General features: G+C 54.0%; 27 protein-coding genes. 11 read left to right on the top strand and 16 right to left on the bottom strand.

The window, feature by feature from the left end:
- Positions 1–121: 121 nt before the first annotated feature.
- Complete coding sequence (lrhA, locus tag RTU33_RS03335) at positions 122–1,063, bottom strand: transcriptional regulator LrhA (RefSeq protein ID WP_312625266.1); 942 nt, start codon at positions 1,061–1,063, stop codon at positions 122–124.
- Positions 1,064–2,006: 943 nt separating this feature from the next.
- On the opposite strand from lrhA, the gene alaA reads away from it, so the two are divergent.
- Positions 2,007–3,224: an alanine transaminase AlaA gene (alaA, locus tag RTU33_RS03330; protein WP_312625265.1), complete on the top strand. Its 1,218-nt coding sequence runs from the start codon at positions 2,007–2,009 to the stop codon at positions 3,222–3,224.
- 80 nt (positions 3,225–3,304) lie between these two features.
- Positions 3,305–3,904: a 5'-deoxynucleotidase gene (gene yfbR / locus RTU33_RS03325; RefSeq protein WP_312625264.1), complete on the top strand. Its 600-nt coding sequence runs from the start codon at positions 3,305–3,307 to the stop codon at positions 3,902–3,904.
- Between the two features lie 116 nt (positions 3,905–4,020).
- Here yfbR and RTU33_RS03320 read toward each other — a convergent pair whose 3' ends face one another.
- The 4 genes from RTU33_RS03320 to yfbV all read right to left on the bottom strand — a co-directional run bounded on the left by RTU33_RS03320 (position 4,021) and on the right by yfbV (position 7,633).
- Positions 4,021–5,847 (bottom strand): SLC13 family permease, encoded by a 1,827-nt coding sequence (locus RTU33_RS03320; protein WP_312625263.1) that lies wholly within the window; start codon positions 5,845–5,847, stop codon positions 4,021–4,023.
- Between the two features lie 78 nt (positions 5,848–5,925).
- Positions 5,926–6,585 carry a sugar phosphatase gene (locus RTU33_RS03315; protein ID WP_312625262.1) on the bottom strand — a complete coding sequence of 220 codons (660 nt, stop codon included), beginning with the start codon at positions 6,583–6,585 and terminating at the stop codon, positions 5,926–5,928.
- Between the two features lie 11 nt (positions 6,586–6,596).
- Entirely contained in the window at positions 6,597–7,091 is a 495-nt protein-coding gene (locus tag RTU33_RS03310; protein WP_312625261.1) for a YfbU family protein, read from the bottom strand.
- 86 nt (positions 7,092–7,177) lie between these two features.
- On the bottom strand, positions 7,178–7,633 hold the full coding sequence (yfbV, locus tag RTU33_RS03305) for a terminus macrodomain insulation protein YfbV (protein ID WP_312625260.1): 456 nt from the start codon (positions 7,631–7,633) through the stop codon (positions 7,178–7,180).
- Positions 7,634–7,972: 339 nt separating this feature from the next.
- Here yfbV and ackA point away from each other — a divergent pair, with 339 nt between their 5' ends.
- Complete coding sequence (ackA, locus tag RTU33_RS03300; RefSeq protein WP_312625258.1) at positions 7,973–9,175, top strand: acetate kinase; 1,203 nt, start codon at positions 7,973–7,975, stop codon at positions 9,173–9,175.
- Between the two features lie 75 nt (positions 9,176–9,250).
- A complete protein-coding gene (gene pta, locus RTU33_RS03295) occupies positions 9,251–11,392 on the top strand; it encodes a phosphate acetyltransferase (RefSeq protein ID WP_312625256.1) in 2,142 nt (713 codons plus the stop codon).
- A 123-nt stretch (positions 11,393–11,515) separates the two neighbouring features.
- On the opposite strand, the gene RTU33_RS03290 is transcribed toward pta, so the two are convergent.
- The 5 genes from RTU33_RS03290 to RTU33_RS03270 form a co-directional block, all read right to left on the bottom strand.
- On the bottom strand, positions 11,516–12,469 hold the full coding sequence (locus tag RTU33_RS03290; protein ID WP_312625253.1) for a transketolase family protein: 954 nt from the start codon (positions 12,467–12,469) through the stop codon (positions 11,516–11,518).
- Positions 12,462–13,295 (bottom strand): transketolase, encoded by an 834-nt coding sequence (locus RTU33_RS03285; protein WP_312625251.1) that lies wholly within the window; start codon positions 13,293–13,295, stop codon positions 12,462–12,464. Before RTU33_RS03285 ends, RTU33_RS03290 begins: the two co-directional genes overlap by 8 nt.
- Complete coding sequence (locus tag RTU33_RS03280; RefSeq protein WP_312625250.1) at positions 13,295–14,683, bottom strand: PTS ascorbate transporter subunit IIC; 1,389 nt, start codon at positions 14,681–14,683, stop codon at positions 13,295–13,297. Before RTU33_RS03280 ends, RTU33_RS03285 begins: the two co-directional genes overlap by 1 nt.
- 30 nt (positions 14,684–14,713) lie before the next feature.
- Positions 14,714–14,986 carry a PTS sugar transporter subunit IIB gene (locus RTU33_RS03275; RefSeq protein ID WP_097161745.1) on the bottom strand — a complete coding sequence of 91 codons (273 nt, stop codon included), beginning with the start codon at positions 14,984–14,986 and terminating at the stop codon, positions 14,714–14,716.
- A gap of 82 nt (positions 14,987–15,068) precedes the next feature.
- Positions 15,069–15,512: a PTS sugar transporter subunit IIA gene (locus RTU33_RS03270; protein WP_312625249.1), complete on the bottom strand. Its 444-nt coding sequence runs from the start codon at positions 15,510–15,512 to the stop codon at positions 15,069–15,071.
- Between the two features lie 216 nt (positions 15,513–15,728).
- Here RTU33_RS03270 and RTU33_RS03265 point away from each other — a divergent pair, with 216 nt between their 5' ends.
- Positions 15,729–16,748 carry a LacI family DNA-binding transcriptional regulator gene (locus tag RTU33_RS03265; protein WP_312625248.1) on the top strand — a complete coding sequence of 340 codons (1,020 nt, stop codon included), beginning with the start codon at positions 15,729–15,731 and terminating at the stop codon, positions 16,746–16,748.
- A gap of 3 nt (positions 16,749–16,751) precedes the next feature.
- On the opposite strand, the gene yfcD is transcribed toward RTU33_RS03265, so the two are convergent.
- Genes yfcD through yfcF form a run of 3 tightly spaced genes read right to left on the bottom strand, consistent with a single transcriptional unit; the run spans position 16,752 to position 18,600 of the window.
- Entirely contained in the window at positions 16,752–17,294 is a 543-nt protein-coding gene (gene yfcD / locus RTU33_RS03260) for an NUDIX hydrolase YfcD (RefSeq protein WP_312625247.1), read from the bottom strand.
- 56 nt (positions 17,295–17,350) lie between these two features.
- Entirely contained in the window at positions 17,351–17,902 is a 552-nt protein-coding gene (yfcE, locus tag RTU33_RS03255; RefSeq protein ID WP_312625246.1) for a phosphodiesterase, read from the bottom strand.
- Positions 17,903–17,955: 53 nt separating this feature from the next.
- Complete coding sequence (gene yfcF / locus RTU33_RS03250; RefSeq protein ID WP_312625245.1) at positions 17,956–18,600, bottom strand: glutathione transferase; 645 nt, start codon at positions 18,598–18,600, stop codon at positions 17,956–17,958.
- A gap of 138 nt (positions 18,601–18,738) precedes the next feature.
- Here yfcF and yfcG point away from each other — a divergent pair, with 138 nt between their 5' ends.
- The 6 genes from yfcG (at position 18,739) to RTU33_RS03220 (ending at position 22,254) form a co-directional block, all read left to right on the top strand.
- Complete coding sequence (gene yfcG, locus RTU33_RS03245; RefSeq protein WP_312625244.1) at positions 18,739–19,365, top strand: GSH-dependent disulfide bond oxidoreductase; 627 nt, start codon at positions 18,739–18,741, stop codon at positions 19,363–19,365.
- Positions 19,366–19,417: 52 nt separating this feature from the next.
- Entirely contained in the window at positions 19,418–19,780 is a 363-nt protein-coding gene (gene folX, locus RTU33_RS03240) for a dihydroneopterin triphosphate 2'-epimerase (RefSeq protein ID WP_312625243.1), read from the top strand.
- Between the two features lie 18 nt (positions 19,781–19,798).
- Positions 19,799–20,692 carry a TIGR01777 family oxidoreductase gene (locus RTU33_RS03235; protein ID WP_312625242.1) on the top strand — a complete coding sequence of 298 codons (894 nt, stop codon included), beginning with the start codon at positions 19,799–19,801 and terminating at the stop codon, positions 20,690–20,692.
- A gap of 221 nt (positions 20,693–20,913) precedes the next feature.
- Entirely contained in the window at positions 20,914–21,156 is a 243-nt protein-coding gene (locus RTU33_RS03230) for a hypothetical protein (RefSeq protein WP_312625292.1), read from the top strand.
- A gap of 29 nt (positions 21,157–21,185) precedes the next feature.
- A complete protein-coding gene (locus RTU33_RS03225; RefSeq protein ID WP_312625241.1) occupies positions 21,186–21,746 on the top strand; it encodes a DNA-binding protein in 561 nt (186 codons plus the stop codon).
- A gap of 13 nt (positions 21,747–21,759) precedes the next feature.
- Positions 21,760–22,254, top strand: a complete 495-nt coding sequence (locus RTU33_RS03220; protein WP_312625240.1) for a GNAT family N-acetyltransferase — start codon at positions 21,760–21,762, stop codon at positions 22,252–22,254.
- Positions 22,255–22,285: 31 nt separating this feature from the next.
- On the opposite strand, the gene hisP is transcribed toward RTU33_RS03220, so the two are convergent.
- From hisP to RTU33_RS03205, 3 genes are read right to left on the bottom strand one after another with little or no spacing between them, the layout of a single operon-like run.
- Positions 22,286–23,059: a histidine ABC transporter ATP-binding protein HisP gene (gene hisP, locus RTU33_RS03215; protein ID WP_312625239.1), complete on the bottom strand. Its 774-nt coding sequence runs from the start codon at positions 23,057–23,059 to the stop codon at positions 22,286–22,288.
- A gap of 7 nt (positions 23,060–23,066) precedes the next feature.
- Positions 23,067–23,783, bottom strand: coding sequence for a histidine ABC transporter permease HisM (hisM, locus tag RTU33_RS03210; RefSeq protein ID WP_312625238.1), 717 nt, complete (start codon positions 23,781–23,783; stop codon positions 23,067–23,069).
- Positions 23,780–24,466, bottom strand: a complete 687-nt coding sequence (locus RTU33_RS03205; protein WP_312625237.1) for a histidine ABC transporter permease HisQ — start codon at positions 24,464–24,466, stop codon at positions 23,780–23,782. Before RTU33_RS03205 ends, hisM begins: the two co-directional genes overlap by 4 nt.
- Between the last annotated feature and the right edge of the window lie 25 nt (positions 24,467–24,491).

Here is a 24,491-nt window from a genome sequence, read left to right as displayed (position 1 = left end):
AAAAAAATAAAAACCCAGCCGTCGATTATTCTTTATCCAAAAAAAAGGCCACTGAACGGAATTAATGCGTCAGCGGCCTTTTTTTGCACTTACAAATTGTTACCAGAAAGCGACAGCCTGGTTACTCTAAATCCCTTTCAGGAATAAGGGTATCGTCACCCCCTTCCGAGGTATACGCTCCGTACTGATACCAGGGGTTATTGTCGTTATCCAGTGACTGGAAAATCGCCCGTACCAGCTCGTTTGAACTCTGGCTGTTGCAGCTCAGCAGGTACTCGGTATCAGGCAGCTGCGGTAACCCGTCGCTTCTGCCCAACACGCGCAGTTCCGGGCTCATCATTTCGACCGGGCGCGCGGTGACGCCCAATCCAGCTTTGACTGCTGCACGCACGGCTGAGAGAGTTGAAGCGACATAGGCCAGCCGCCATGGAATGCGTGCGGCATTCAGCGTATCAATGATCATGTCGCGGAAAGGACTTGGGTCATCGAGCAGCACCAGCGGCACGGCTTCGCCGGGTGGCAGAATGTAGTCGGCGGCGCAATACCAGAGCGTTGGTGACGTGCGCAAAGAAATTGAATCAAACTGTGCCAGACGGTGCGTAGTCAGCACTAAATCGACTTCATTCGCCTGTAGCATAACGTCCATTTCAGCATGACGCTTCACACGAACATCCAGCGCCAGCTTGGGATAGACAGAGCTGATTCGGTTGAGCAGGAAAGGCAGGATAGTATCAGCCGATTCATCAGACGAACCGATAGTCAGCATGCCCTGCAACGAGCTAAACATAAGCGATGTGCACGCTTCGTCATTAAAGCGCAGAATTTTGCGGGCATAACCCAGCAGCTGGATGCCGTGTTCTGTGAGCAGTTTGTTTCTGCCATGACGGGCAAACAGTTCTTTACCGACCAGTTGCTCGAGACGTTGCATCTGCTGGCTGACGGCGGACTGAGTCCGGCACACGGCAGCGGCGGCTGCTGCAAAGGTGTTCAGATCGGCGACCGCAACAAACGTTCTCAGCAGATCGAGATCGAGATTCAATATCGGACGATTTGCGTTAATCATAATTCTTCACTTACAGGTTGCTTGTGCTGACCTGCCTGGTTGATGCTGTGCTCTAAGAAAATCAGGCAATTCCTTTTAAATTCTCTCCTCCGAGCCGGCAAGCCGGACGAATACCTGAAAGAGCGTTATTGCATTATAATTGCCTGCCTGCGTCTTAGTGAGCAGACCCCATAGCTATATTTTTGCTTACACCCGGATAACGAATTAATTATTTCTGGCACTTTTATGCGAGATTATTCAAAAAAAAGCGTTACTTTTACGCCGAGTCCTTTAAGAACACTCAACAAAGATGTCAAAAATTACAAACGCATCAGGAAAAACAAAAATACAAGCAATAACATAAAGTTATATTGTTTTAGCAAGCCAGGATATCGCCAATATGGTGATAATCACCGTTTGCTGACCGTGGTATCCTACCGCAAAAACATTATATTTATAAGTGTTATTAGGGTTAATCTTACATAAAATTTTAATTGAAAATCATCACTCAGGAATAAATTAACAATCCGCTGAGATAACTTTGCAATTAATGAAAAATGATTAATTGATTAAATATTCTTTCATTAACAAAACTTAACATTGTATTCACAGAGTAAAGTATTAGACCTCATCTTCTGCTTTGTAAATGCCTTAGCATCTGGGTTCAACACTTTGCAATTCGGCGAACGTCATCATGCAGGAGAGTTGGCGACAGTAGGAATTAAATCAGTTAAAAATTCAAAAGTTAAGCAAAATAACAACATTAACCACCACCTCTTTTTCATAACATGGTGATTTCTCCAGAAGAAGTGGTGGAATCTCAGGCAAACAAAACACACATCCGTAGCGTGCTGCACAAAATATTGTCCTGCCAACCCTTCAAAATAGCCCTGATGGGGAGTACCTTATTCGGTGCTGACTTCCACGGCAGGGAGTGGCGAAACTAGCGAAAAGGTTAAGATTCATGTCTCCCATCGAAAAATCCAGCAAATTAGATAATGTCTGTTACGACATCCGCGGCCCGGTACTTAAAGAAGCCAAACGTCTTGAAGAAGAAGGCAACAAGGTCCTTAAGCTGAACATTGGCAACCCGGCCCCTTTTGGCTTTGATGCCCCTGACGAAATCCTGGTCGATGTGATCCGCAACCTGCCAACCGCGCAGGGCTATTGCGATTCCAAAGGTCTTTATTCTGCACGTAAAGCCATTATGCAGCATTATCAGGCACGCGATATGCGCGACGTGACGGTGGAAGACATTTACATCGGCAACGGCGTGTCTGAACTGATCGTGCAGGCCATGCAGGCGCTACTCAACAGCGGCGATGAGATGCTGGTCCCCGCTCCGGATTACCCGCTATGGACGGCAGCGGTGTCGCTTTCCAGCGGCAAAGCGGTGCACTACCTGTGTGACGAATCCGCAGGCTGGTTCCCGGATCTGGACGACATTCGCAGTAAAATCACCCCACGCACCCGTGGGATCGTGATCATTAACCCGAACAACCCGACAGGTGCGGTGTACTCCAAAGAGCTGCTGCTGGAGATCGTGGAGATCGCCCGCCAGCATAACCTGATCATTTTTGCTGACGAGATCTACGACAAAATCCTCTATGACGAAGCACAGCATCACTCTATTGCCGCGCTCGCACCGGACCTGCTCACCGTCACCTTTAACGGCCTGTCCAAAACCTATCGCGTCGCAGGTTTCCGCCAGGGCTGGATGGTCCTTAACGGGCCGAAAAAACACGCTAAAGGTTATATCGAAGGGCTGGAAATGCTCGCCTCGATGCGTCTGTGCGCCAACGTTCCCGCACAGCATGCCATTCAGACCGCGCTGGGCGGCTATCAAAGCATCAGCGAATTTATCGTACCGGGCGGGCGTCTGTACGAGCAGCGCAACCGCGCCTGGGAGCTTATCAATGAGATCCCAGGCGTCAGCTGCGTGAAGCCTAACGGTGCGCTCTATATGTTCCCGAAAATTGACGCCAAACGCTTTAATATTCACGACGACCAGAAAATGGTGCTCGACTTCCTGCTGCAGGAAAAAGTGCTGCTGGTTCAGGGCTCGGCCTTCAACTGGCCCTGGCCGGACCACGTGCGAATTGTGACCCTTCCCCGCATGGACGATCTGGAAATGTCTATCAACCGCTTCGGTCGGTTCCTCTCCGGATACCGCCAACTATAAACACCCTGGCCGCCGGGTTTGCATCCGGCGGTCAACTCTGCGCACAATGGCTCATCTGTAGTCATGCATCAAGGATCCCCATGAGCCAGAGTCACTTCTTTGCCCATCTCTCCCGTCTGAAACTGATCAATCGCTGGCCGCTGATGCGCAACGTGCGCACCGAAAATGTTTCCGAGCACAGCCTGCAGGTCGCGATGGTGGCCCATGCGCTGGCGGCCATTAAAAACCGTAAGTTCAGCGGTAACGTTAATGCGGAGCGGATTGCGCTGCTGGCGCTGTATCACGACGCCTCCGAAGTGCTGACAGGCGACCTGCCCACGCCGGTGAAGTACTTCAATTCGCAGATTGCCCAGGAATACAAAGCAATCGAGAAAATCGCACAACAAAAGCTGGTGGATATGGTCCCGGATGAACTGCGTGACATTTTTGAACCGCTGATTGACGAGCGCCACGCAAGTGAAGAAGAAAAAGCCATCGTGAAGCAGGCCGATGCCCTTTGCGCCTACCTTAAGTGTCTGGAAGAGCTCTCCGCGGGCAACAACGAATTTCTTCTGGCAAAAACAAGACTGGAAAAAACGCTGGAAGCACGCCGCAGCGAAGAGATGGACTACTTCATGCAAATGTTTGTACCGAGCTTCCAGCTTTCTCTGGATGAGATAAGCCAGGATTCCCCGTTGTGATATCGTGCAGCCTGATGCCCTCTCCCCCGCCCCTCTCCCACGTGGAGAGGGGAGCAAACACTAAAAACCTTCCCTTACAGGAAGGTTTTGCAATTCACCTTGCCACCGGGGGGCAGTTAAAACGGAAACAACACCGGGATAAGAACCACGCACACCACCATCACCAGCAGCGTAAACGGTACGCCAATTTTCACGAAATCACTGAAGCTGTATTTCCCTGGCCCCAGCACCAGCGTATTGACCGGCGAGGAAACGGGCGTCATAAATGCCGCTGAAGCCGCCATCGCAACCATCATAGCGAACGGGTAAGGCGATACGTCCATTGACCTTGCCGCTGCCAGCGCAATCGGAGCCATCAGCACCGCTGTCGCAGTATTCGAAATAAACAGCCCGATCGTAGCGCACATCACAAACAGACAGATCAGCATGAGATACGGTCCTTGCCCCCCGCCGATTTCCATCAGCCCTTGCACAATCAAATCGACGCCGCCGGTCTTTTGCAGTGCCAGAGCAAACGGCATCATACCAACGATAAGGATAATGCTCGGCCAGTGGATCGCTTTGTAGGCGCTCTCGGCATTGATACAGCGAAACTTGCCCATCAGCAGGCAGGCAATGATTGCCGCGATCGGATTGGGTATTTCATCGGTAAGCATCAGGGCCACCATCAATACCAGACAGAACACCGCATGCGGCGCCTGGCTGTGCGCGGGAGAGGCATCATTCACCTCAATCGGCATGTTGTGAACCACAAAGTCCCGCCCGCTCTGCGACAGATGGGCAATCAGCTTCCAGTTCCCCACCACCAGCAGAATGTCGCCGGGCTCAATGGCGTCATCCACCACGGAACCCTCAACGGCTTTGCCCCCACGCTTGAGGCCCGCAACGTTCAGCCCGAAGCGGCTACGGAACTCCATTTCCCGCACCGTTTTGCCTACCAGTTCAGAATCCGGGATCAACGAAACTTCGGCCATGCCCACGTCCAGTGCCTGATCGGAGAAATACTCGCCGCGCAATACCATTGGCTCCAACAGCTGCTCGCTGCAAAACTGGCGCAAATCCACATCCGCGGCGGACATATCAATCAGCAGCACATCGCGGGCGTGGAATTCCGATACGCCGCTGACGTTCACGATCACCCGACGAAAGCGCCGCCAGCGCTCTACGCCGATTACGTTAGCCCCATAGCGTTCGCGCAGCTTCAAATCGTCCAGCCGTTGACCCACCAGCGGCGAGCCAGGGCGAATCGCCAGACGACGCGCGCGGCCATTCAGGCGGTACTCTTTGATCAAATCACGAAACGTGCGTCGTTTATCGTATTTAGGTTCGCCCTCATCGCCCGGCAGCATAAAACGCATCAGCAGCATGTAGACAATACCGAGCGCCAGCACGACCACGCCAATCGGCGTCACGCTGAAGAAGCTGAACCCCTCAAGCCCTTCGCGAATCAGTTCACTGTTGATAACCAGATTAGGCGGCGTGGCGACCAGCGTCATCATGCCGCTGATAAGCCCGGCGAAGCTCAGCGGCATCATCAGCCGCGACGGCGAGGTGTTCATTCGCATGCACACGCTCAGCACCACGGGAATAAAAATCGCCACCACGCCAGTGGAACTCATAAATGCCCCAAGGCCTGCAACGGTCAACATCAGGAAAATCAGCATCTTGATTTCGCTGTTGCCCGCCACTTTCACCAGCCACGCCCCCATACTGGTGGCAACGCCGGTACGCACCAGGCCGTCGCCGATGATAAACAGCGCGGCGATAAGAATGACGTTCGGATCGCTGAAGCCAGAAAATGCTTCGCTTAAGGTGAGCGTGCCGCTCAGGACAAACGCCACAATGACCAGCAGCGCAACGGCATCCATGCGCACTTTGCCGGTCGCAAATAAGAGCACAGCCACGCCCAGCAGCGCTAATACCCACATCAGTTCACTGTTCACAACATATCCTTGTCAGAAAAGAAAGTGCCCAAAGTGTGGCATAAAAAAGCCCCGACGATGCGGGGCTATATCATGCCGTTAGTTCTTCAGTCGAACATCGACGTTGCCATCCGGCTGGCGGATCACGCTCAGCGCCTCCAGCGTTGTCAGCACAAAATCTGCCTCCTCCAGCCGGGGCGCATCATGCGGCACATTCACCGCAATCACACGGCAGCCGGCAGCAAGACCAGACAACATTCCCGCCGCGGCATCTTCCACTACGGCACAGTCTGCAGGTGCAAGCCCCAACAGTTCCGCCCCAAGCAGATATGCATCCGGCTCGGGCTTACCGCGTTTCACCTGCTCCGCCGTGACAAAAATCTTCGCCGCGGGCAGCCCTGCCGCACGATGGCGGGCGTGTGCGACGGGAATGGAACCGGAAGTGACAATCGCCCATGGAATGCCGCTTTCATCAAGATGGGTGAGCAACGCCAGCGCGCCCGGCAGCGCGGTGATGCCATCGATATCTTCCGCTTCAATTTGCTCAAGCCAGGAGAATTCAGCCTGAATTTGCGCTTCGGTTTTGCCCGGAAGGAAATGACGCAGCGAAGCGATCGCCTGCTTACCGTGAATAAAATTCAGGACGTCTTCATGACTGAGGCCGTGTCTGTCGGCCCAGTGGCACCAGGAGCGCTCCACCACCGGCAGGGAGTCCACCAGCGTGCCGTCGAGATCGAATAAAAAGCCTTTGCACTGCACGGCGGCCTCCATCAGGCGTTAATGATCTGGTTAATTTCGTTGCTGCTCAGGTGGTACTGACGCGGGCACGCATGCCATACGCTCAGCATGCGCTGGTATTTTTCCCACATCGGCGTTTGGGCATTAAAGCCGTGTGTACCGGCGTCGAAGTGAGTGTAGCGACCTTCGGTATTCACCATAAAGCGCACGTAGCCGAGGTATCTGGCCTCCGTTGCGGCATCGAAGCCCAGGAAGGTGACGCGGCGCTCGTCGATGGTATTGGCGTCTTTCAGGTTGGTCCAGGAAACATGCAGGGCGTGATACATCTCCATAATATCGATAATCGCACGGCAGGTTTCTTCGGTGAGCTGGCCGAATTCGCGGTCCAGTTCGCGCATTTGCAGGCCGTAGCCGCGCTCGATGATGGTTTGCAGACGGCGATAACGTTCCGCGTTATCCGGATCCATCATGGTCATCATTTTGTACTGATTCGATAAAATCAGACGTTGAGCGTTGGTCATTTCCATTTTCGACTCCTGTGCGCTTAACGCGCATGAAAAAAAGAGGGCCTACAGTATGTATGCCCTCTTTTATATGCGTTTTTGATGGTTAATTACAAATCATCGAGGAAAGTTTTATCCAGTTGTTTGAAGGCGCGCTTAAGCGTGTCAGCTAACGCCTGGTAATCAGGCTTGCCTTCAACCGGGGCCAGCGCCTGACCCGACTCCTGCAATTTACCACGCACTTCATAGAACCAGTTCAGAATCCCCGGCGGAAGCGGCGTAGCTGAACGCTTACCGAGCCACCATAATCCCTGCATCGGCAGGCTGAGAGCAAACAGCGCGGTGGCGACGGCCGGCCCAAGCTGACCACCAAGGGCAATTTGCCAGCAGAGAGTAAAAATGGCCACGGGCGGCATAAAGCGGATGGCGTGGCGGGTGGCGCGTATGACGCGGTTTTCTACAAACACTGGAGCAAGGCGTTTTTCCATTGGCCACGTCTTTGCGTAGTGCTGCCCACGGCGGAATGAACTAAAAAAGCTGACCGGGCGGTTCTCGGGTGTCGACATGGCGTTACCTCAACTTCACAGATAAAAAATCAAAATTTCGTGCAAAACAACAACTATGCATGACAACGTTCAAATCATTTTGGCAATAAAGGCGACAATCAGGTATCCTGTGCGGCCTGAGATGGGCGTAGACCCAGTCTCGCGGTTCGTCAAATTATTGCACATTCTGTCATTGGTGGAAAATTGTGCAAAACTGAATGCTGAATCACCCAATTTTCTTTCATCATGCCCGCTAAAAGTATCAGGCATGATGTTAATCATAAATGTCAGCGTCATCCTGCGCTACGCTCTTTGGCTCACTGACGTTTTTTTAGCCACATAAGATTAATAGGTACTTCCATGTCGAGTAAGTTAGTACTGGTTCTGAACTGCGGTAGCTCCTCCCTGAAATTCGCAATCATTGATGCGATTAACGGTGAAGAATACCTTTCTGGTTTGGCCGAATGTTTCCATCTCCCAGAAGCGCGTATCAAGTGGAAAATGGATGGCGGCAAACAAGAAGCGGCTTTAGGTGCAGGCGCCGCTCACAGTGAAGCGCTTAACTTTATCGTTAACACTATTCTGGCACAAAAACCAGAACTGTCTGCTCAGTTGGCTGCTATCGGTCACCGTGTTGTCCACGGCGGCGAGAAGTACACTGGCTCTGTGGTTATCGATGATTCCGTTATTCAGGGCATCAAAGACGCAGCCTCTTTTGCACCGCTGCACAACCCGGCACACCTGATCGGCATCGCGGAAGCGCTGAAATCCTTCCCGAATCTGAAAGACAAAAACGTGGCCGTCTTCGACACCGCGTTCCATCAGACCATGCCGGAAGAATCTTACCTGTATGCCCTGCCGTACAGCCTGTACAAAGAGCACGGCGTTCGTCGCTATGGCGCACACGGCACCAGCCACTTCTTCGTGACTCAGGAAGCCGCTAAGGTCCTGAACAAGCCAGTTAACGAACTGAACATCATCACCTGCCACCTCGGCAATGGTGGTTCCGTTTCTGCTATCCGCAACGGCGAATGTGTTGATACCTCCATGGGTCTGACCCCACTGGAAGGCCTGGTGATGGGTACCCGTTCCGGTGACATCGACCCGGCTATCATCTTCCACCTGCACGACACCCTGGGCATGAGCGTTGACGCTATCAACAAAATGCTGACCAAAGAGTCCGGCCTGCTGGGTCTGACCGAAGTCACCAGCGACTGCCGTTATGTTGAAGACAACTATGAAACCAAAGCTGACGCTAAACGTGCAATGGACGTTTACTGCCACCGTCTGGCGAAATACATCGGTTCCTACACCGCGCTGATGGACGGTCGTCTGGACGCCGTCGTATTCACCGGTGGTATCGGTGAAAACGCCGCGATGGTCCGAGAACTCTCCCTGGGCAAACTGGGCGTTCTGGGCTTCGAAGTTGATCACGAGCGTAACCTGGCTGCCCGTTTCGGCAAGTCTGGCTTCATCAACAAAGAAGGCACCCGCCCTGCCGTGGTCATCCCGACCAACGAAGAGTTGGTTATCGCACAAGACGCAGCTCGTCTGACTGCCTGATTCCACACCGCCAGCCTAGCTGGCGGTGCTGTTTTGTATCCCGCCCTGAGCGGCGGTAACGAAAGAGGATAAACCGTGTCCCGTACAATTATGCTGATCCCTACCGGAACCAGCGTTGGCCTGACCAGCGTCAGCCTTGGCGTTATCCGTGCTATGGAACGCAAAGGCGTTCGTCTGAGCGTCTTTAAGCCAATCGCTCAGCCGCGTGCCGGTGGCGATGCGCCAGACCAGACCACCACTATCGTGCGTGCCAACTCCAATCTGCCAGCGGCTGAACCGCTGAAGATGAGCCACGTTGAATCTCTGCTCTCCAGCAACCAGAAAGACGTGCTGATGGAAGAGATCATCGCCAACTATCACGCTAACGCGAAGGACGCAGAAGTGGTGCTGGTTGAAGGCCTGGTTCCGACCCGCAAACACCAGTTCGCCCAGTCCCTGAACTACGAAATTGCCAAGACGCTGAACGCAGAAATCGTGTTCGTGATGTCTCAGGGCACCGACACTCAGGAAGAGCTGAAAGAGCGTATTGAGCTGACCCGCAGCAGCTTCGGTGGCGTGAAAAACACCAACATCACCGGCGTTATCGTTAACAAACTGAACGCCCCGGTGGATGAGCAAGGCCGTACCCGCCCTGACCTGTCTGAAATTTTCGATGACTCTTCCAAAGCAAAAGTCGTGAAAATCAATGCGGCAGATCTGGCCGCCGCCAGCCCGCTGCCAATTCTGGGTGCAGTACCGTGGAGCTTCGATCTGATTGCCACCCGTGCAATCGATATGGCTCGCCACCTGAATGCCACCATCGTTAATGAAGGCGACATCAACACCCGTCGCGTGAAGTCTGTGACCTTCTGTGCGCGCAGCATTCCGCACATGCTGGAACACTTCCGTGCAGGTTCCCTGCTGGTAACCTCCGCAGATCGTCCGGACGTGCTGGTTGCAGCCTGCCTGGCCGCGATGAACGGCGTTGAAATCGGCGCCATCCTGCTGACCGGCGCTTACGAAATGGACGCGCGCGTCAGCAAGCTGTGCGAACGTGCATTTGCAACTGGCCTGCCGGTCTTCATGGTGAACACCAACACCTGGCAGACCTCTCTGAGCCTGCAGAGCTTCAACCTTGAAGTTCCGGCAGATGACCATGCTCGTATCGAGAAAGTTCAGGAATACGTGGCAAGCCACATCGACGCAAACTGGGTTGAATCCCTGACCGCGACCTCCGAGCGCAGCCGTCGTCTCTCTCCGCCAGCGTTCCGCTACCAGCTGACCGAGCTGGCGCGTAAAGCAGGCAAACGCGTTGTTCTGCCGGAAGGTGACGAACCACGTACTGTGAAAGCTGCGGCAATCTGTGCAGAGCGCGGCATCGCGACCTGTGTGCTGCTCGGCAACCCTGATGCAATCAACCGCGTTGCGGCTGACCAGGGCGTTGAACTGGGTGCAGGCATTGAAATCGTCGATCCGGAAGTGGTTCGTGAAAGCTACGTGGCACGCCTGGTCGAGCTGCGTAAGAGCAAAGGCATGACCGAAGCCGTTGCCCGCGAACAGCTGGAAGACAACGTGGTTCTCGGTACCCTGATGCTGGAACAGAACGAAGTCGACGGCCTGGTTTCCGGTGCTGTTCACACCACCGCCAACACCATCCGTCCACCGCTGCAGCTGATTAAAACGGCGCCGGGCAGCTCTCTGGTTTCTTCCGTGTTCTTCATGCTGCTGCCTGAACAGGTTTACGTTTACGGCGACTGCGCGATCAACCCGGATCCAACCGCTGAACAGCTGGCTGAAATCGCTATCCAGTCTGCGGACTCGGCAACTGCCTTCGGTATCGAGCCACGCGTGGCGATGCTCTCCTACTCCACCGGTACCTCTGGTGCAGGTAGCGACGTAGAAAAAGTGCGTGAAGCGACTCGTCTGGCGCAGGAAAAGCGTCCTGACCTGATGATCGATGGCCCGCTGCAGTACGATGCCGCAGTAATGGCGGACGTTGCGAAATCCAAAGCGCCGAACTCCCCTGTTGCAGGTCGTGCAACCGTGTTCATCTTCCCGGATCTGAACACCGGTAACACCACCTACAAAGCGGTACAGCGTTCTGCCGACCTGATCTCCATCGGGCCGATGCTGCAGGGTATGCGTAAGCCCGTCAACGACCTCTCTCGTGGCGCACTGGTTGACGATATCGTCTACACTATCGCACTGACTGCGATTCAGTCCTCTCAGCAGGACTGATGACTTGCCGGATGGCACTTCGTTTATCCGGCCTACAGGACCCCAGGCCCGGTGAGCGTTAGCACCACCGGGCAACAAAAAGGCGACTCTCAGAGGGTCGCCTTTTTTATTACCAGAAGCAGATCACAGCAGCTCTTTTGCCGCCTTCACTATCTCATCTGCCGTCAGACCATACTCCTGCTGCAGGAAATCCTGGGTGCCCACCTGACCGTAGCGCTCCTTCACGCCGACGCGACGCATCGGTACCGGGCAGGTTTCGACCAGTACTTCCGCTACCGCGGAGCCCAGCCCGTTGTGAATACTGTGGTTTTCACAGGTCACGATGCGCCCGGTTTTCTCGGCATAGTTTTTCACCAGCATTTTATCGATTGGCTTGAGGGTGAACATGTCGATCACCACCGCGCTGACGCCTTCCCGCTCCAGGCGACGCGCAGCTTCCAGCGCCTCTGCAACCATAATGCCATTGGCGATGAGCGTGATATCCGTTCCTTCACGCAGCACGTTGCCTTTACCGATAGTGAAGGTCGAACCTTCCTGATAAACCGACGGCGCCTGCTTGCGGATGGTTCGAACCCAATAAAAGCCCTCGAGGTCGATCAGTTGATTGAGGATATCCTTAAACATGGTGGCATCAGTCACTTCCAGCACCACCGAATTCGCCAGCCCTCGCACGATTCCCATATCTTCAAACGACATGTGCGTCCCGCCGTTGTGGCAGGCCGTCACGCCAGCATCTGAAGCAATCACCTTCACGTTATTGCGCTGGTAATCGAGCGACATAAACAACTGGTCGAAACAGCGACGGCTGGCAAATGCAGTGAAGGTGTGCACAAACGGTTTTCGCCCGGTCAGCGATAGCCCCGCCGCGGTACCAATCACGTTGGCCTCCATTATTCCGCAGTTAATGACCTGCTGCGGGTATTTTTTGTGCACGCCGTCCATCGCCATCGAACTCATCAGGTCGGCCTCGAGCGCGATAATCTCACTGCCCGCCTCAATCTGTTCGGTGACAAAACCTGCGTAGACTTTACGCATTTCAATCGCGTCTTTTGCGCCTTCAGGTGCAACCTTAATCATGCGCGGCCTCCAGTTGAGCAATCGTTTCAGTGAGCGCCTGTTTCATCTCATCCGTCAGGCGCAGGTGGTGGGAATTACCCAGATTTTCCAGATACGGCACGCCCTGCCCCTTAATGCTGTCGAGGATCACAAGCCTCGGCCGGGCATCCGCTGCCGGTACGGGTTTAACCGCCTCAAGAAGCCCAGGGATGTCATCGCCCTTCACCGTCACCACATCAAAGCCAAAAGCGGTGAATTTCTCGTGCAGATCGAAGGCACAGATAATTTCGTCAAGCTCGCCGTCAAGCTGCTGCTTGTTCCAGTCAACGAACACCGTCAGGTTGTTGAGCCTGTGATGGGCGATAAACTGAAACGCTTCCCAGCACTGCCCCTCGTTCAGCTCACCATCACCGACGATGCAGAATACGCGGTTGCTGCGTCCGGCAAGCTTATGTGAAAGCGCCATACCGCCCGCGATGGAAATCCCCTGGCCCAGCGATCCGGTCGTCGCATCCACGCCGCGCGTTTTGAGCCTGTCCGGATGGCTTGGCAGCTTCGTACCGTTTTGGTTCAGCGTGCTCAGCTCCTCCTGCGGGAAGTAGCCTTTGATCGCCAGCGTGCTGTACAACGCCGGGCCCGCATGGCCTTTTGATAGCACGAAGTAATCGCGCCCTTTCCAGTCCGGATCGCCCGGATCGATGCGCATCACATCGCCGTACAGCACCGCCAGCGTTTCCACCACCGACATGCTGCCGCCATAGTGACCAAAACCTAAATCCGTCAGCGATTTCAGGGTGGCAACGCGAATATCGCGCGCCAGTTGGGTAACCTCTGCAACCGTATTCATTATTTGGCTCCTGTGTTTTGTGGTGAATCGTTCCCGGCCACTTTGTTCTTAGCCAGGTAGTTGAACAGCACCAGCAGCGCGAAAATCACGACCACCAGGCCAGTGATCGCCATCGGCGACAGATAACGAGCGAGATTACCGAGCACAATTCCGACGGCACCAAAATCGGCATCTGAGAAGGTCGTGTTGGCAAAGCCCAGCGCGCCCAGTACCGGCAGCAGTAAAACAGGCAGGAAGGTGATCAACAGACCGTTGGCAAAAGCGCCAATCATCGCGCCACGACGGCCGCCGGTGGCATTACCGAAGACGCCAGCCGTCGCGCCGGTGAAGAAGTGAGGGACGACGCCCGGCAGGATAAGCACCCATTTGAACTGTCCGCAGAGGAAAAGGCCGACCAGGCCACCGAGGAAGCTGAACAGGAAACCAATCAGCACCGCGTTCGGAGCGTAGGGATAGACAACCGGGCAATCCAGCGCCGGACGCGCGTTAGGCACCAGTTTCTCGGAGAAGCCGGTAAAGGCCGGCACAATTTCAGCCAGAATCAGGCGCACGCCCTGCAGAATGATAAATACGCCCGCCGCAAAGGTGATCGCCATGATGATGGCGTAGACGAGATAGTTCTGACCGCTACTGAAGGTGGCTTCGACATACTCGCGCCCTGCGAAAACCGCCATAATCAGGTAGATGATCATCATGGTCAGCGAAATGGAGATGGAGCTGTCTCGCAGGAAGCTCAGGTTTTTCGGCAGGTACATCTCCTCAGTTGAGCGCGAACCTTTACCTACTTTGCTGCCAATCCAGCCAGACAGCACGTAGCCAAGCGTACCGAAGTGCCCAAACGCAATATCATCATTGCCGGTAATACGCTTCATGTAGCGCTGCGCAATGGCCGGGAAAAACGCCATGATGAGCCCGAGTATCAGCGATCCGGTGAACACCAGGCCTATACCTTCGAAGCCCGCCACCGTCAGGATCACGCCAATCATACAGGCCATGTAGAAGGTATGATGGCCGGTCAGGAAAATGTATTTCAGGCGGGTAAAGCGTGCAACAACGATGTTCGCCACCATACCAAAGGCCATGATTAACGCCGTGGCTGCACCATATTTTTCCAGCGCGATAGAGACGATGGCTTCGTTATTCGGGATAATCCCCTGAATGCTGAAAGCGTGTTCAAACATGCCACCCAGCGGGTTCAGCGAGCCAACTAATACGCCCGCACCACCGCCCAGCACAATAAAGCCGAGAATCGTTTTTACCGTGCCTTTAACCACATCAGAAAATGATTTTTTCTGCGCAACCAGACCAATCAGCGCAATTAACCCTACCAGCACTGAAGGTACTTTTAAAATATCGACCACAAAATTAAGCGTTTCGAGGATAAACATAATGGCCCCTCACTCAATGCGGATGGATGATTAACGGCTGGCAAAATAAGCGCTGAGCTTATTTTCCAGTTCATTGATATCAATAATATTGCTGATGACCACCAGCTGATGGTCTGGCACGCTGGCGCTTTCGGCAATGTCCTTTGCCATAACAAAGAGATCGGCCGCACCGGGCGTGGCGGATGAAAGGTCAGAATGTTCTACCTCAGCCTCAATATTGAGTTTTTTAAGCACCTTTTTAATATTCATTTCGACCATAAAACTGCTGCCCAGGCCGGAGCCGCAAATCGCCATAATTTTCATTATTGTTACCTTATTTAATGTAGAGTCAGCCCGCACTTTACCCGCAGATAAAATGTCAGAAGTCAGGGATAATAAAAAACAATCAGAAGCGTGAAATTATATTTTTAATCTCCTCAAAGGTTTTCGCCTGGTGCAGCAACAGCATATCTTCATCGCTGGAAAAGAGCTCCGCGAGAGATGAAATCATTTCAATGTGACTGTGTTTATCCGGTGCCGCGAGCATAATAATCAGGTCAACCGGATCGTGTTCTTCTGAGCCAAAATTAACGCCGTGTTGCAGCTTCAGAAGCGAAAGACCTAACCCTTTTGCCCCCTCTTCCGGGCGAGCATGTGGCATCGCGAGGCCAGGAGCCAGTACGTAATAGGGCCCCAGCTTATGGTGCTGTTCGATAATGGCCGTAATGTATTCCGGCACGATCGTTTGCGCATCCAGCAGCGGCTGAGCACAGATTTCCAGCGCCTGCGGCCAGCTTTCTACGCTTTCCTGTAAACGCACCGTCCCTTCGTGGATCCATTGACTCAGCATGATCAACTCCTGCAGTGGTAAGGTGGACAAACTTTATGCAAGGCCTTAAGGGCTGACTGTGATGACAGTCACAAAGATAGCGCTACCAAAAAAGGCTGTATCAAATTTGTGATAGCGCTATCAAAATGTGAACAAGCTGTAATAACTCAGCAAAAAGAGGGATTTCAGGCGTATACTGCATGCACTTTCAAAACGAGATTTCAATCAGGAAGAAGCATGTCTCTGACCCGAAAACGCCGCGGCACCGGAAAAGTCACGCTGGCAGATGTGGCACAGCTGGCTGGCGTGGGAACAATGACCGTTTCCCGTGCTTTGCGCACGCCGGAGCAGGTTTCCGATAAGCTGCGGGAAAAGATTGAAGCCGCGGTGCAGACACTGGGATATATGCCAAACCTGGCGGCCAGCGCGCTGGCCTCGGCATCCTCATGGACCATCGGCATGGTGGTGCCAAGCCTGGCCGAATCCGGTTGCTCGGAGATGTTCGCCGGGTTACAACAGGTGCTTCAGCCTGCGGGCTATCAAATCATGCTGGCGGAATCCCGTCACCATCTCGATCAGGAAGAAAAACTGCTGGAGACGTTACTCGCCTCAAACATAGCCGCAGCCATTCTGCTCAGCGTCGAACACAGCGATACCTCCCGCCAGTGGCTGGAGAACAGCTCGATTCCCGTGATGGAAATTGGCGCAAAGCGCGCCGACCCACTCGATATGAATATCGGTATTGATAACGTCGCAGCGATGTTCGAGCTGACGCAAATGCTGATTCAGCGCGGATATCAGAATATTGGTTTGCTGTGCGCCAACCAGGAGCAGTGGATCTTTCAGCAGCACCTGCAGGGCTGGTATAAAGCGATGCTGCGCCATCATATGTCCCCTACGCGAGTCATTAATGCCGCACAGCCCCCCACCTTCTCCACCGGGGCCTCACAGCTGCCGGAGTTTCTGCTGGCCTGGCCGGAGCTGGATGCGCTGGTCTGCGTTTCGGATGAATTAGCCTGTGGTGCGCTGTACGAGTGCCAGCGTCGACGTATCAAGGTGCCGGACGAGCTGGCGATTGTGGGTTTCGGCGACAGCGACGTCAGCCGCGTGTGTCAGCCGCCGCTGACCACCATTTCGGTACCGCACCGACAGATTGGGATTGAAGCAGGACGCGCGCTGTTGGCGCGTCTGAACGATCAAGAGTGGGAGGAAAAAAGCGCCATCGCCGCACGCTTATGCCTGCGGGACAGCTGTTGAATATTACTCGATTTCTTCTTCTTTTTGCGCTTCGTTGTTGGCATTGCGGCTCATCCACAGCGCCAGCGCCTTCAGGGAATCCGGTGTGAATTCATCACAGCGCGCGGTGATCTCTTCCGGTGTCAGCCAGCATACTTCACTCACTTCTTCTTCCTGCAACGCAAACGGGCCGTGCGAGACGCAGCTAAAAAGGCTGCCCCAGACGCGGCAATGCTTATCTTCGAAGTAAAACTGACCGTGGTCGGCAAACGGGACACCGGCAATACCCAGCTCTTCATCCGCTTCACGGCGCGCAGAATCCAGTAATTCTTCATCTGACTGCACCACGCCGCCCGCTGTGGCATCCAGCATTCCCGGCATGAAATCTTTGGTTTCAGTACGGCGCTGCACCAGAATCTTTCCCATACCGTCATGAACCACAATGTAGGTAGCGCGATGACGCAGGCACTGCGCACGCATTTGCTCACGGCTGGCCTGGGCAATGACCTCATTGTCCTCGTTAACGATATCCACCCATTCTGTGCTTGCCAAATTCTGCTCCACCATCAGGAAACCTTCTCTTTAAAAGCGCTCTCGCGGCGCGTTTACGGTTGTCGGGTAAATTACGGATTAATTGCGACCTCTGCAATAACGCGTTGATCATTGAGTGCTAAAACACGCAGTTTATTGCTCTCCATCATGCCATAGCTGGCGCTGTAGCCGCCTTTTGGGATACTCACGGAGCCAGGATTAAAGTGGAAGATTTCCCCTTTACGAACGGCGACCGGAATATGAGTATGGCCGTAAACCAGCACATCGCCAGCGGACAGGGCTGGCACGTTGTCCGGGCCAAACAGATGACCGTGCGTCAAAAACAAGCGTTGACTGGACGTTAGCACCTGCTGCCACGGCGCGGTAAGGGGAAAGTGCAGCAGCATCTGATCCACTTCACTGTCGCAGTTGCCCCGCACGGCAATAATCCTGTCGGCAACGCTGTTCAGGCACGTTGCGACATCGGCGGGAGCATACCCTTCTGGCAAAGCATTGCGCGGGCCGTGATTAAGCACATCTCCCAGGATAACCAGATAGCGCGCCCCACTTTGAGCAAACAGAGAGAGTACGCGTTCAGCGGCGGGCAAGGAGCCGTGAATGTCTGACGCAAACATCAGTTTCATCAATTATTCCTCCACGAAAAACCGCACTATATTAACGGATTATCCTGCCCGGTTCAGCCTGCGTGTTTAGCTGACAGCGCGACGAATCGCTGGACTGATGCGCGCTGCCACTGGAATGCCGCGTAATCGGCAAGCGCTTCCGGGACGTCGTCACCGTTGAGGACGAGCCGGTTCAGCATCAGCGCCAGATCGGTATCAGCAATCGACCATTCACCAAACAGATTGGGTTTACCGTGTGACAACAGCGCGCCTGCTGTATCGAACAGCTTTGCGGCGGCGGCCTGGCCGTTTGCCGTCAGCACAGGCTTTTTCACACCGCCAAAAATGACGTCGGTGGAACGCTCTTCACGGATTGGCATCAAGTCACTGCGCAGCCACGCCTGAATTTGCCGGGCACGGGCACGCTTTTCAATATCGTGAGGATAGAGCCGTTCCCACTGCGGCGGCGCGAAACGCTCGTCCAGGAATTCAGTAATGGCCGAGGACTCGGACAGCTCAAAGGCATCCACTTCCAGCAGCGGCACGCGACGGGTTAAGCCGTATCCTTTCCAGCCCGCCTGTAAGTGTTCACCTTTGTTCAAATCAACCGTTTTCAGGCTAAACGTCAGTCCTTTTTCCTGTAAAGCAACATACACGGACATCACATACGGCGAGTAAAAATGGGCATCGGACCACAGCGTAATCACAGGACGAGTCATAGCTTCCTCAACGGCTTGCGGGGAGAAACATCAACATATCGCGTCTTTGTGAAGCTGTCACTTGATGAAAACTCACACAATTGTCTTAAGCACCTATACTCCTGTTGTCATGAAAATAACCCAAATCCGGGAGTTAAAATGATTGACCTCTATTACGCCCCTACGCCAAACGGCCACAAAATTACGCTTTTTTTGGAGGAAGCCCAGCTCGCGTACCGCATCATTCGCGTAGATATCAGCAAAGGCGACCAGTTTCGCCCGGAGTTTCTTTCGCTTTCCCCAAACAATAAAATTCCTGCCATTGTCGACCATGTTCCCGCCGACGGCGGCGCACCGCTGAGCCTGTTTGAATCAGGTGAAATCCTGCTCTACCTGGCGGAAAAATCGGGAAAACTATTAAGCGGTGAGCTGCGGGAAAGACATAAAACGCTGCAGTGGCTTTTCTGGCAGGTAGGCGGTCTGGGGCCAATGCTTGGACAAAACCATCATTTTAACCATTTCGCTCCGCAGCCTGTCCCCTACGCCATTGAACGCTATCAGGTTGAAACCCAGCGTCTTTATAACGTGCTGAACAAACGTCTGGAAACCTGCCCCTGGCTTGGCGGTGAGCATTACAGCATTGCTGATATCGCCTGCTGGCCGTGGATCAATGCCCATCAGCGCCAGCGCATCGATCTGCAAAACTTCCCGGCCGTGAACAACTGGGTTGAGCGCATTCGCCAGCGCCCGGCAACCGAACGGGCTATGCAGAAGGTCCACGCGTAATAAAGGGAGTTTGTGTATCATGGCCGGGATAACAACAAGGAGGAAGCCTGCAATGTCTCAGCCAGACGCCATTATTCGTATCAAGAACCTGCGCCTGCGTACCTTTATCGGCATCAAAGAAGAAGAAATCGCTAATCGCCAGGATATCGTCATTAATGTGACCATCCACTACCCGGCGGAAAACGCGAGGGAAAGTGAAGACATCAACGATGCGCTGAATTACCGCACGATTACCAAACGCATCATCGGGCATGTGGAAAACAACCGATTCTCTTTGCTGGAAAAATTAACTCAGGATGTGCTCAACATCGCATGCGAACATCACTGGGTCACTTATGCTGAAGTAGAAATCGATAAACTTCACGCGCTGCGGTATGCCGACTCCGTCTCCATGACCATGAGCTGGCGGCGTTAAGTACAACCCGGAGGGGGTATGAAGATCCTGATTACCGGTGGCACCGGCCTGATAGGCCGTCATTTGATTCCACGCCTGCTGGAATCAGGACACAACGTTATTGTCGTTACCCGCAGCCCTGACAAAGCACGTCAGCAGCTGGATGCGCGCGTTGAGTTCTGGAAAGGACTCAACGCGCGCAGCACGCTTGACGGCATTGATGCCGTCATTAATCTCGCCGGAGAGCCCATTGCCGATAAGCGCTGGACCGAAGAACAAAAACAGCGCCTGTGCAACAGCCGCTGGCAAATCACCCAAAAACTGGTGGATCTGTTTGCCGCAAGCGATCAGCCGCCGCGCGTACTGATTTCAGGTTCAGCTGCCGGTTATTATGGCGATCTTGGCGAAGTTGTCGTCACGGAAGAAGAGCCACCTCATAACGAATTTACCCACAAGCTATGCGCTCGCTGGGAGCAAATCGCCTGCGGCGCACAGAGTGACACAACCCGCGTTTGTCTTTTGCGTACCGGCGTGGTCTTAGCGCCAAAAGGCGGCATCCTCGGCAAAATGGTGCCTCCCTTCAAGCTTGGCCTGGGCGGCCCGATGGGTAACGGTCGGCAATATCTGGCATGGATCCACATCGACGATATGGTAAACGGGATCCTGTGGCTGCTGAATAATGATTTGCGCGGCCCGTTCAATCTGGTTTCCCCTTATCCGGTGCGTAATGAGCAGTTCGCCCACGCGCTCGGGCACGCCCTGCATCGCCCTGCCGTTCTGCGCGCTCCGGCCATGGCGGTAAAACTGCTAATGGGCGAATCTTCCGTATTGGTGTTAGGCGGCCAACGCGCGCTGCCGAAACGACTGGAGGATTCAGGCTTTGCCTTTCGCTGGTACGATCTTGAGGAAGCGCTGGCAGACGTGCTTGCCTGAAGGTAACCCCATCACGCTCTGACGGTACATTCCAGTGCAACGTTTGCAATAGCGCTGGAATGCTGGCCGCAATTCGTTAATTTCCCTACCCATTTTCGCTTTACGCCGATCTTATTTCCCCTGACTACGCGTACTCTCTCCGTTTGCGCAGCGATGTTTTTTTGCGCAACAAGAATGTTGACATGCGTCAACTCACTATGCATACTGCACAGGAAAGAATGATGAAGGAACATCCTGATAAACACATTCGCGCAGCAATTCGCTATGCCGAGTCTCAGGGCTGGATTTTTACTTCAGGTGGTAACAGTTCACACTGCTATGGACGCCTGAAGTGCGGCATACCCGAACATCGCCAGCACATGATGAGTATCTGGTCTACGCCCGGCAGTCCGCAACATCATGCCAGGCAAATAATCAGAAAGATCGAAAGCTGTTTGCCACTTGCCATCGAACCTGAAACCTAAAAAGCCAGAAAAACTCCAGGGAGCCACTTATGCCGCTGTTCAATTTTACTCTGACGCTTTCAGGCGTCACCGCCGACACACAAGGGCTTGAAGACGCCCTGTTTACCGCAGGCTGCGACGATGCGCTGATCTGTTTCTACGGCACCTCGGTCTACCTCGATTTCGATCGGCAAAGCGAAAGCCTGGCTCAGGCCGTGCTCTCCGCCGTCAATAACATTGAATCCGCCGGGCTGGGCGCCCGCGTGGAGTCGGTCGATTCAACCCTCGTCGGGCTCAGCGACATCGCTGAGCTGACAGGCCTCACCCGACAGGCTATCGCTCTGCTTAAAGATGGCACCAGGGGCTCACGCCAGTTTCCTGGCCCGGTGCAGCGCGTTAAAGGCAACTCTCCTCTCTGGCACTGGCGCACCGTTGTTGACTGGCTGGCAAGCGAAGGTCGTATACCAGCGGAATCCCCGCTGATTGCCAATGCACACATTCTGGACAGCCTGAACCTTGCGTTACAGCTCCGCTCTTCGCTCGAAAAAAACAGGGTGCTGCACTATCTGCAACAGCTTGAACAGCAAAATACCGCCGTTATTACTCAATGATTCAGGAACCAAAATGCCCGAGCTCATCACATCACGACTGACGCTTTCTCCGCTGCGTGAAGCAGACTGGCCCTGTTTCCTGACGCTACGTCGCGATCCGCAAGTGACGCGCTTTATGGGGGCGCTGCTTTCTGAGGAAGCTATCAGGCTGAAATTCAACTCACGCTTGGGTGGAAACATTTTTATTATTCGAGACAGACAGGGTGAAGCCGTAGGAGACGTTGGATTACAAATCAGCTCAGCGAATCCACAGGAAGCGGATATTGGCTACGCGCTATTGCCGCAGGCACAAGGGCAAGGTTATGCGCAAGAGGCCGTGAACGCAGTCTGTGAGTATGGTTTTTGCACACTTGGGCTTTCCGCCATTAACGCCTGGGTGCTGGCAGAAAATAGCGGCTCGGTGAGGCTGCTGGAAAAGCTGAGTTTTGTGCGCGAGCAGGTTCTGGAAAAGGCTGTTGAGATAAACGGCGTATTTTACGACGACTGGGTCTATCGGCGGGTAAAATAAGGCCCCTCGCCATGCAGACGAGGGGAGAGTTTTACTTCAGAGAACCTTTAAGAAACTGCTGTAAACGGGTGCTTTTCGGATTACCGAATACCTCATCAGGATGCCCTTCTTCTTCGATCCGCCCCTGATGCAGGAAAATCACGTGGGAAGAGACATCGCGGGCAAAGCCCATCTCATGCGTCACCACCACCATGGTTTTCCCCTCTTCCGCCAGCTTCTGCATGATGCGCAGCACTTCCCCCACCAGCTCAGGATCGAGCGCGGAGGTGGGTTCATCAAACAGCAGCACTTCAGGCTCCATGGCTAACGCTCGCGCGATGGAGACACGCTGCTGCTGGCCGCCCGAAAGATGCACCGGATATTTAATCTGCTGGCGCTCATCGATGCCCACTTTTGCCAGGTATTTGACCGCGCGGTCACGCGCTTCCTGCTTGCTGAGGCCGAGCACCTGAATCGGCGCTTCCATAACGTTTTCCAGCACCGTCATGTGGCTCCACAGGTTGAAGTGCTGAAACACCATCGTTAAGCGGGTACGCAGCAGGCGCAGCTGGTTTTTATCCGCCACTTTCAGCTGGCCGTCCTTGTCGCGCACCAGACCAATCGTCTGCCCGCTGACCACAATATTGCCTTCGCTCGGTTTTTCGAGAAAGTTGATGCAGCGCAGGAAGGTACTTTTTCCTGAGCCGGACGAGCCAATAATACTGATCACATCGCCCGCATTGGCCTTCAGTGATACCCCTTTCAGCACCTCATGTTCGCCGTAGCGCTTGTGCAGATCGATAACGTTTAGTTTGTTGTCAGGCATGATGTTCTCAGTGTGTCGAAGAGGGTTTCACATGTTGCAGCCAGCGTTTTTCCGCTTTACGGAACAGGCTAATCAGCACATAAGAGATAATCAGATACAGCACCGCAGCAATGCCGAACGCGGTGAACGGCTGGTAGGTTGCGGAGTTAATATCACGGGCAATTTTCAGCAGGTCTGGCACGGTCGCGGTAAAAGCCAGCGCCGTGGAGTGCAGCATCAGAATCACTTCGTTGCTGTAGGCCGGAAGCGCAATACGCAGCGCCGAAGGCAAAATGATGCAGCGGTAGAGCTTCACGCCGGAAAAACCATAGGCGCGAGCCGCCTCAATTTCACCTGCCGGAACCGATCGTATGGCCCCTGCAAAAATCTCTGTGGTATAAGCGCAGGTATTAAGCGTTAACGCCAACACCGTACAGTTCAGGCCGCTGCGGAAAAAAGCATTCAGCAGTTCTGTCCCTTTCACGATTTCAAGCGTGTACATCCCTGAATAAAAGACCAGCAGCTGAACGTAGAGCGGCGTACCGCGAAAAATATAGGTGAACAGCCAAATCGGAAACTGAATGTATTTGTTACTGGAGACGCGACCAATGGCGAGGAACACCGCCAGAATCCCGCCCATCACCACGGAAGAAATCAGCAGCCAAAGCGTGATCGCCACGCCGGTAAAGCGATAGCCGTCGGTCCACAGCAGGGACTTCCAGTACTCCTGAATAATCTCGATCACAGGTCAGCCCTCTTCACACCCACGGAATAGCGACGCTCGAGCAGAAGCAGCACACCATTAGAGACCGTTGTGAACACCAGATAAATCACGCCGCAGACGATAGCGAAGTAGAACGGTTCCCACGTACTTTTCCCGGCAAGCTGCGTGGCTTTCACCACGTCTTCCAGGCCAAGCAGAGAAACCAGCGCCGTCGCTTTGAGAATAACCTGCCAGTTGTTGCCGATTCCGGGCAGCGCAAAGCGCATCATGGCCGGAAAGAGGATCCGCACAAACGTCTGCCTGGAAGTAAAGCCAAACGCCGTTGCGGCCTCAATATGTCCTTTGGGCACTGCGAGAAACGCCCCACGGAAGGTTTCGGTAAAATAAGCGCCGTAGATAAAACCAAGAGTAATGATACCGGCGATCATCGGATCGATATCGAACTGAGTCAGCCCCATAGCATCGGTAATGCTGTTCAGGGCAATTTGCAGGCCGTAGAAGATAAGCAGCATCAGCACCAGATCCGGTACGCCGCGAATTAACGTGGTGTAGGCTTCAAACAGCAGCGCCAGCGCACGATTGCCGGACAGCTTGCCCGCAGCCCCCGCCAGGCCAATGAGCACGGCCAGCACGACGGAACTAAGGGCCAGCTCAAGGGTGACCAGCGCACCCTGTAATATGACTTGTGAAAACCCGTACAGCATTGAGCCTGTCCTGTCAGTCAAACCA

The organism is Scandinavium sp. (genome assembly GCF_032012665.1).
Taxonomy (GTDB): domain Bacteria; phylum Pseudomonadota; class Gammaproteobacteria; order Enterobacterales; family Enterobacteriaceae; genus Scandinavium.
Note: the sequence above shows the minus strand (reverse complement) of the source record. Positions and strands in the feature narration are given on the sequence as shown.

Coding starts and splice junctions, on each gene's coding strand:
- yfcE (WP_312625246.1), bottom strand. CDS start 17,902: ATGAAACTGATGTTTGCGTCAGACATTCACGGCTCCTTGCCCGCCGCT.
- RTU33_RS03205 (WP_312625237.1), bottom strand. CDS start 24,466: ATGCTGTACGGGTTTTCACAAGTCATATTACAGGGTGCGCTGGTCACC.
- RTU33_RS03310 (WP_312625261.1), bottom strand. CDS start 7,091: ATGGAAATGACCAACGCTCAACGTCTGATTTTATCGAATCAGTACAAA.
- yfcF (WP_312625245.1), bottom strand. CDS start 18,600: ATGACTCGTCCTGTGATTACGCTGTGGTCCGATGCCCATTTTTACTCG.
- hisP (WP_312625239.1), bottom strand. CDS start 23,059: ATGCCTGACAACAAACTAAACGTTATCGATCTGCACAAGCGCTACGGC.
- RTU33_RS03230 (WP_312625292.1), top strand. CDS start 20,914: ATGAAGGAACATCCTGATAAACACATTCGCGCAGCAATTCGCTATGCC.
- RTU33_RS03265 (WP_312625248.1), top strand. CDS start 15,729: ATGTCTCTGACCCGAAAACGCCGCGGCACCGGAAAAGTCACGCTGGCA.
- alaA (WP_312625265.1), top strand. CDS start 2,007: ATGTCTCCCATCGAAAAATCCAGCAAATTAGATAATGTCTGTTACGAC.
- yfbV (WP_312625260.1), bottom strand. CDS start 7,633: ATGTCGACACCCGAGAACCGCCCGGTCAGCTTTTTTAGTTCATTCCGC.
- RTU33_RS03235 (WP_312625242.1), top strand. CDS start 19,799: ATGAAGATCCTGATTACCGGTGGCACCGGCCTGATAGGCCGTCATTTG.
- RTU33_RS03225 (WP_312625241.1), top strand. CDS start 21,186: ATGCCGCTGTTCAATTTTACTCTGACGCTTTCAGGCGTCACCGCCGAC.
- RTU33_RS03220 (WP_312625240.1), top strand. CDS start 21,760: ATGCCCGAGCTCATCACATCACGACTGACGCTTTCTCCGCTGCGTGAA.
- RTU33_RS03280 (WP_312625250.1), bottom strand. CDS start 14,683: ATGTTTATCCTCGAAACGCTTAATTTTGTGGTCGATATTTTAAAAGTA.
- yfbR (WP_312625264.1), top strand. CDS start 3,305: ATGAGCCAGAGTCACTTCTTTGCCCATCTCTCCCGTCTGAAACTGATC.
- yfcG (WP_312625244.1), top strand. CDS start 18,739: ATGATTGACCTCTATTACGCCCCTACGCCAAACGGCCACAAAATTACG.
- ackA (WP_312625258.1), top strand. CDS start 7,973: ATGTCGAGTAAGTTAGTACTGGTTCTGAACTGCGGTAGCTCCTCCCTG.
- RTU33_RS03285 (WP_312625251.1), bottom strand. CDS start 13,295: ATGAATACGGTTGCAGAGGTTACCCAACTGGCGCGCGATATTCGCGTT.
- lrhA (WP_312625266.1), bottom strand. CDS start 1,063: ATGATTAACGCAAATCGTCCGATATTGAATCTCGATCTCGATCTGCTG.
- RTU33_RS03275 (WP_097161745.1), bottom strand. CDS start 14,986: ATGAAAATTATGGCGATTTGCGGCTCCGGCCTGGGCAGCAGTTTTATG.
- RTU33_RS03270 (WP_312625249.1), bottom strand. CDS start 15,512: ATGCTGAGTCAATGGATCCACGAAGGGACGGTGCGTTTACAGGAAAGC.
- RTU33_RS03290 (WP_312625253.1), bottom strand. CDS start 12,469: ATGATTAAGGTTGCACCTGAAGGCGCAAAAGACGCGATTGAAATGCGT.
- folX (WP_312625243.1), top strand. CDS start 19,418: ATGTCTCAGCCAGACGCCATTATTCGTATCAAGAACCTGCGCCTGCGT.
- yfcD (WP_312625247.1), bottom strand. CDS start 17,294: ATGGTGGAGCAGAATTTGGCAAGCACAGAATGGGTGGATATCGTTAAC.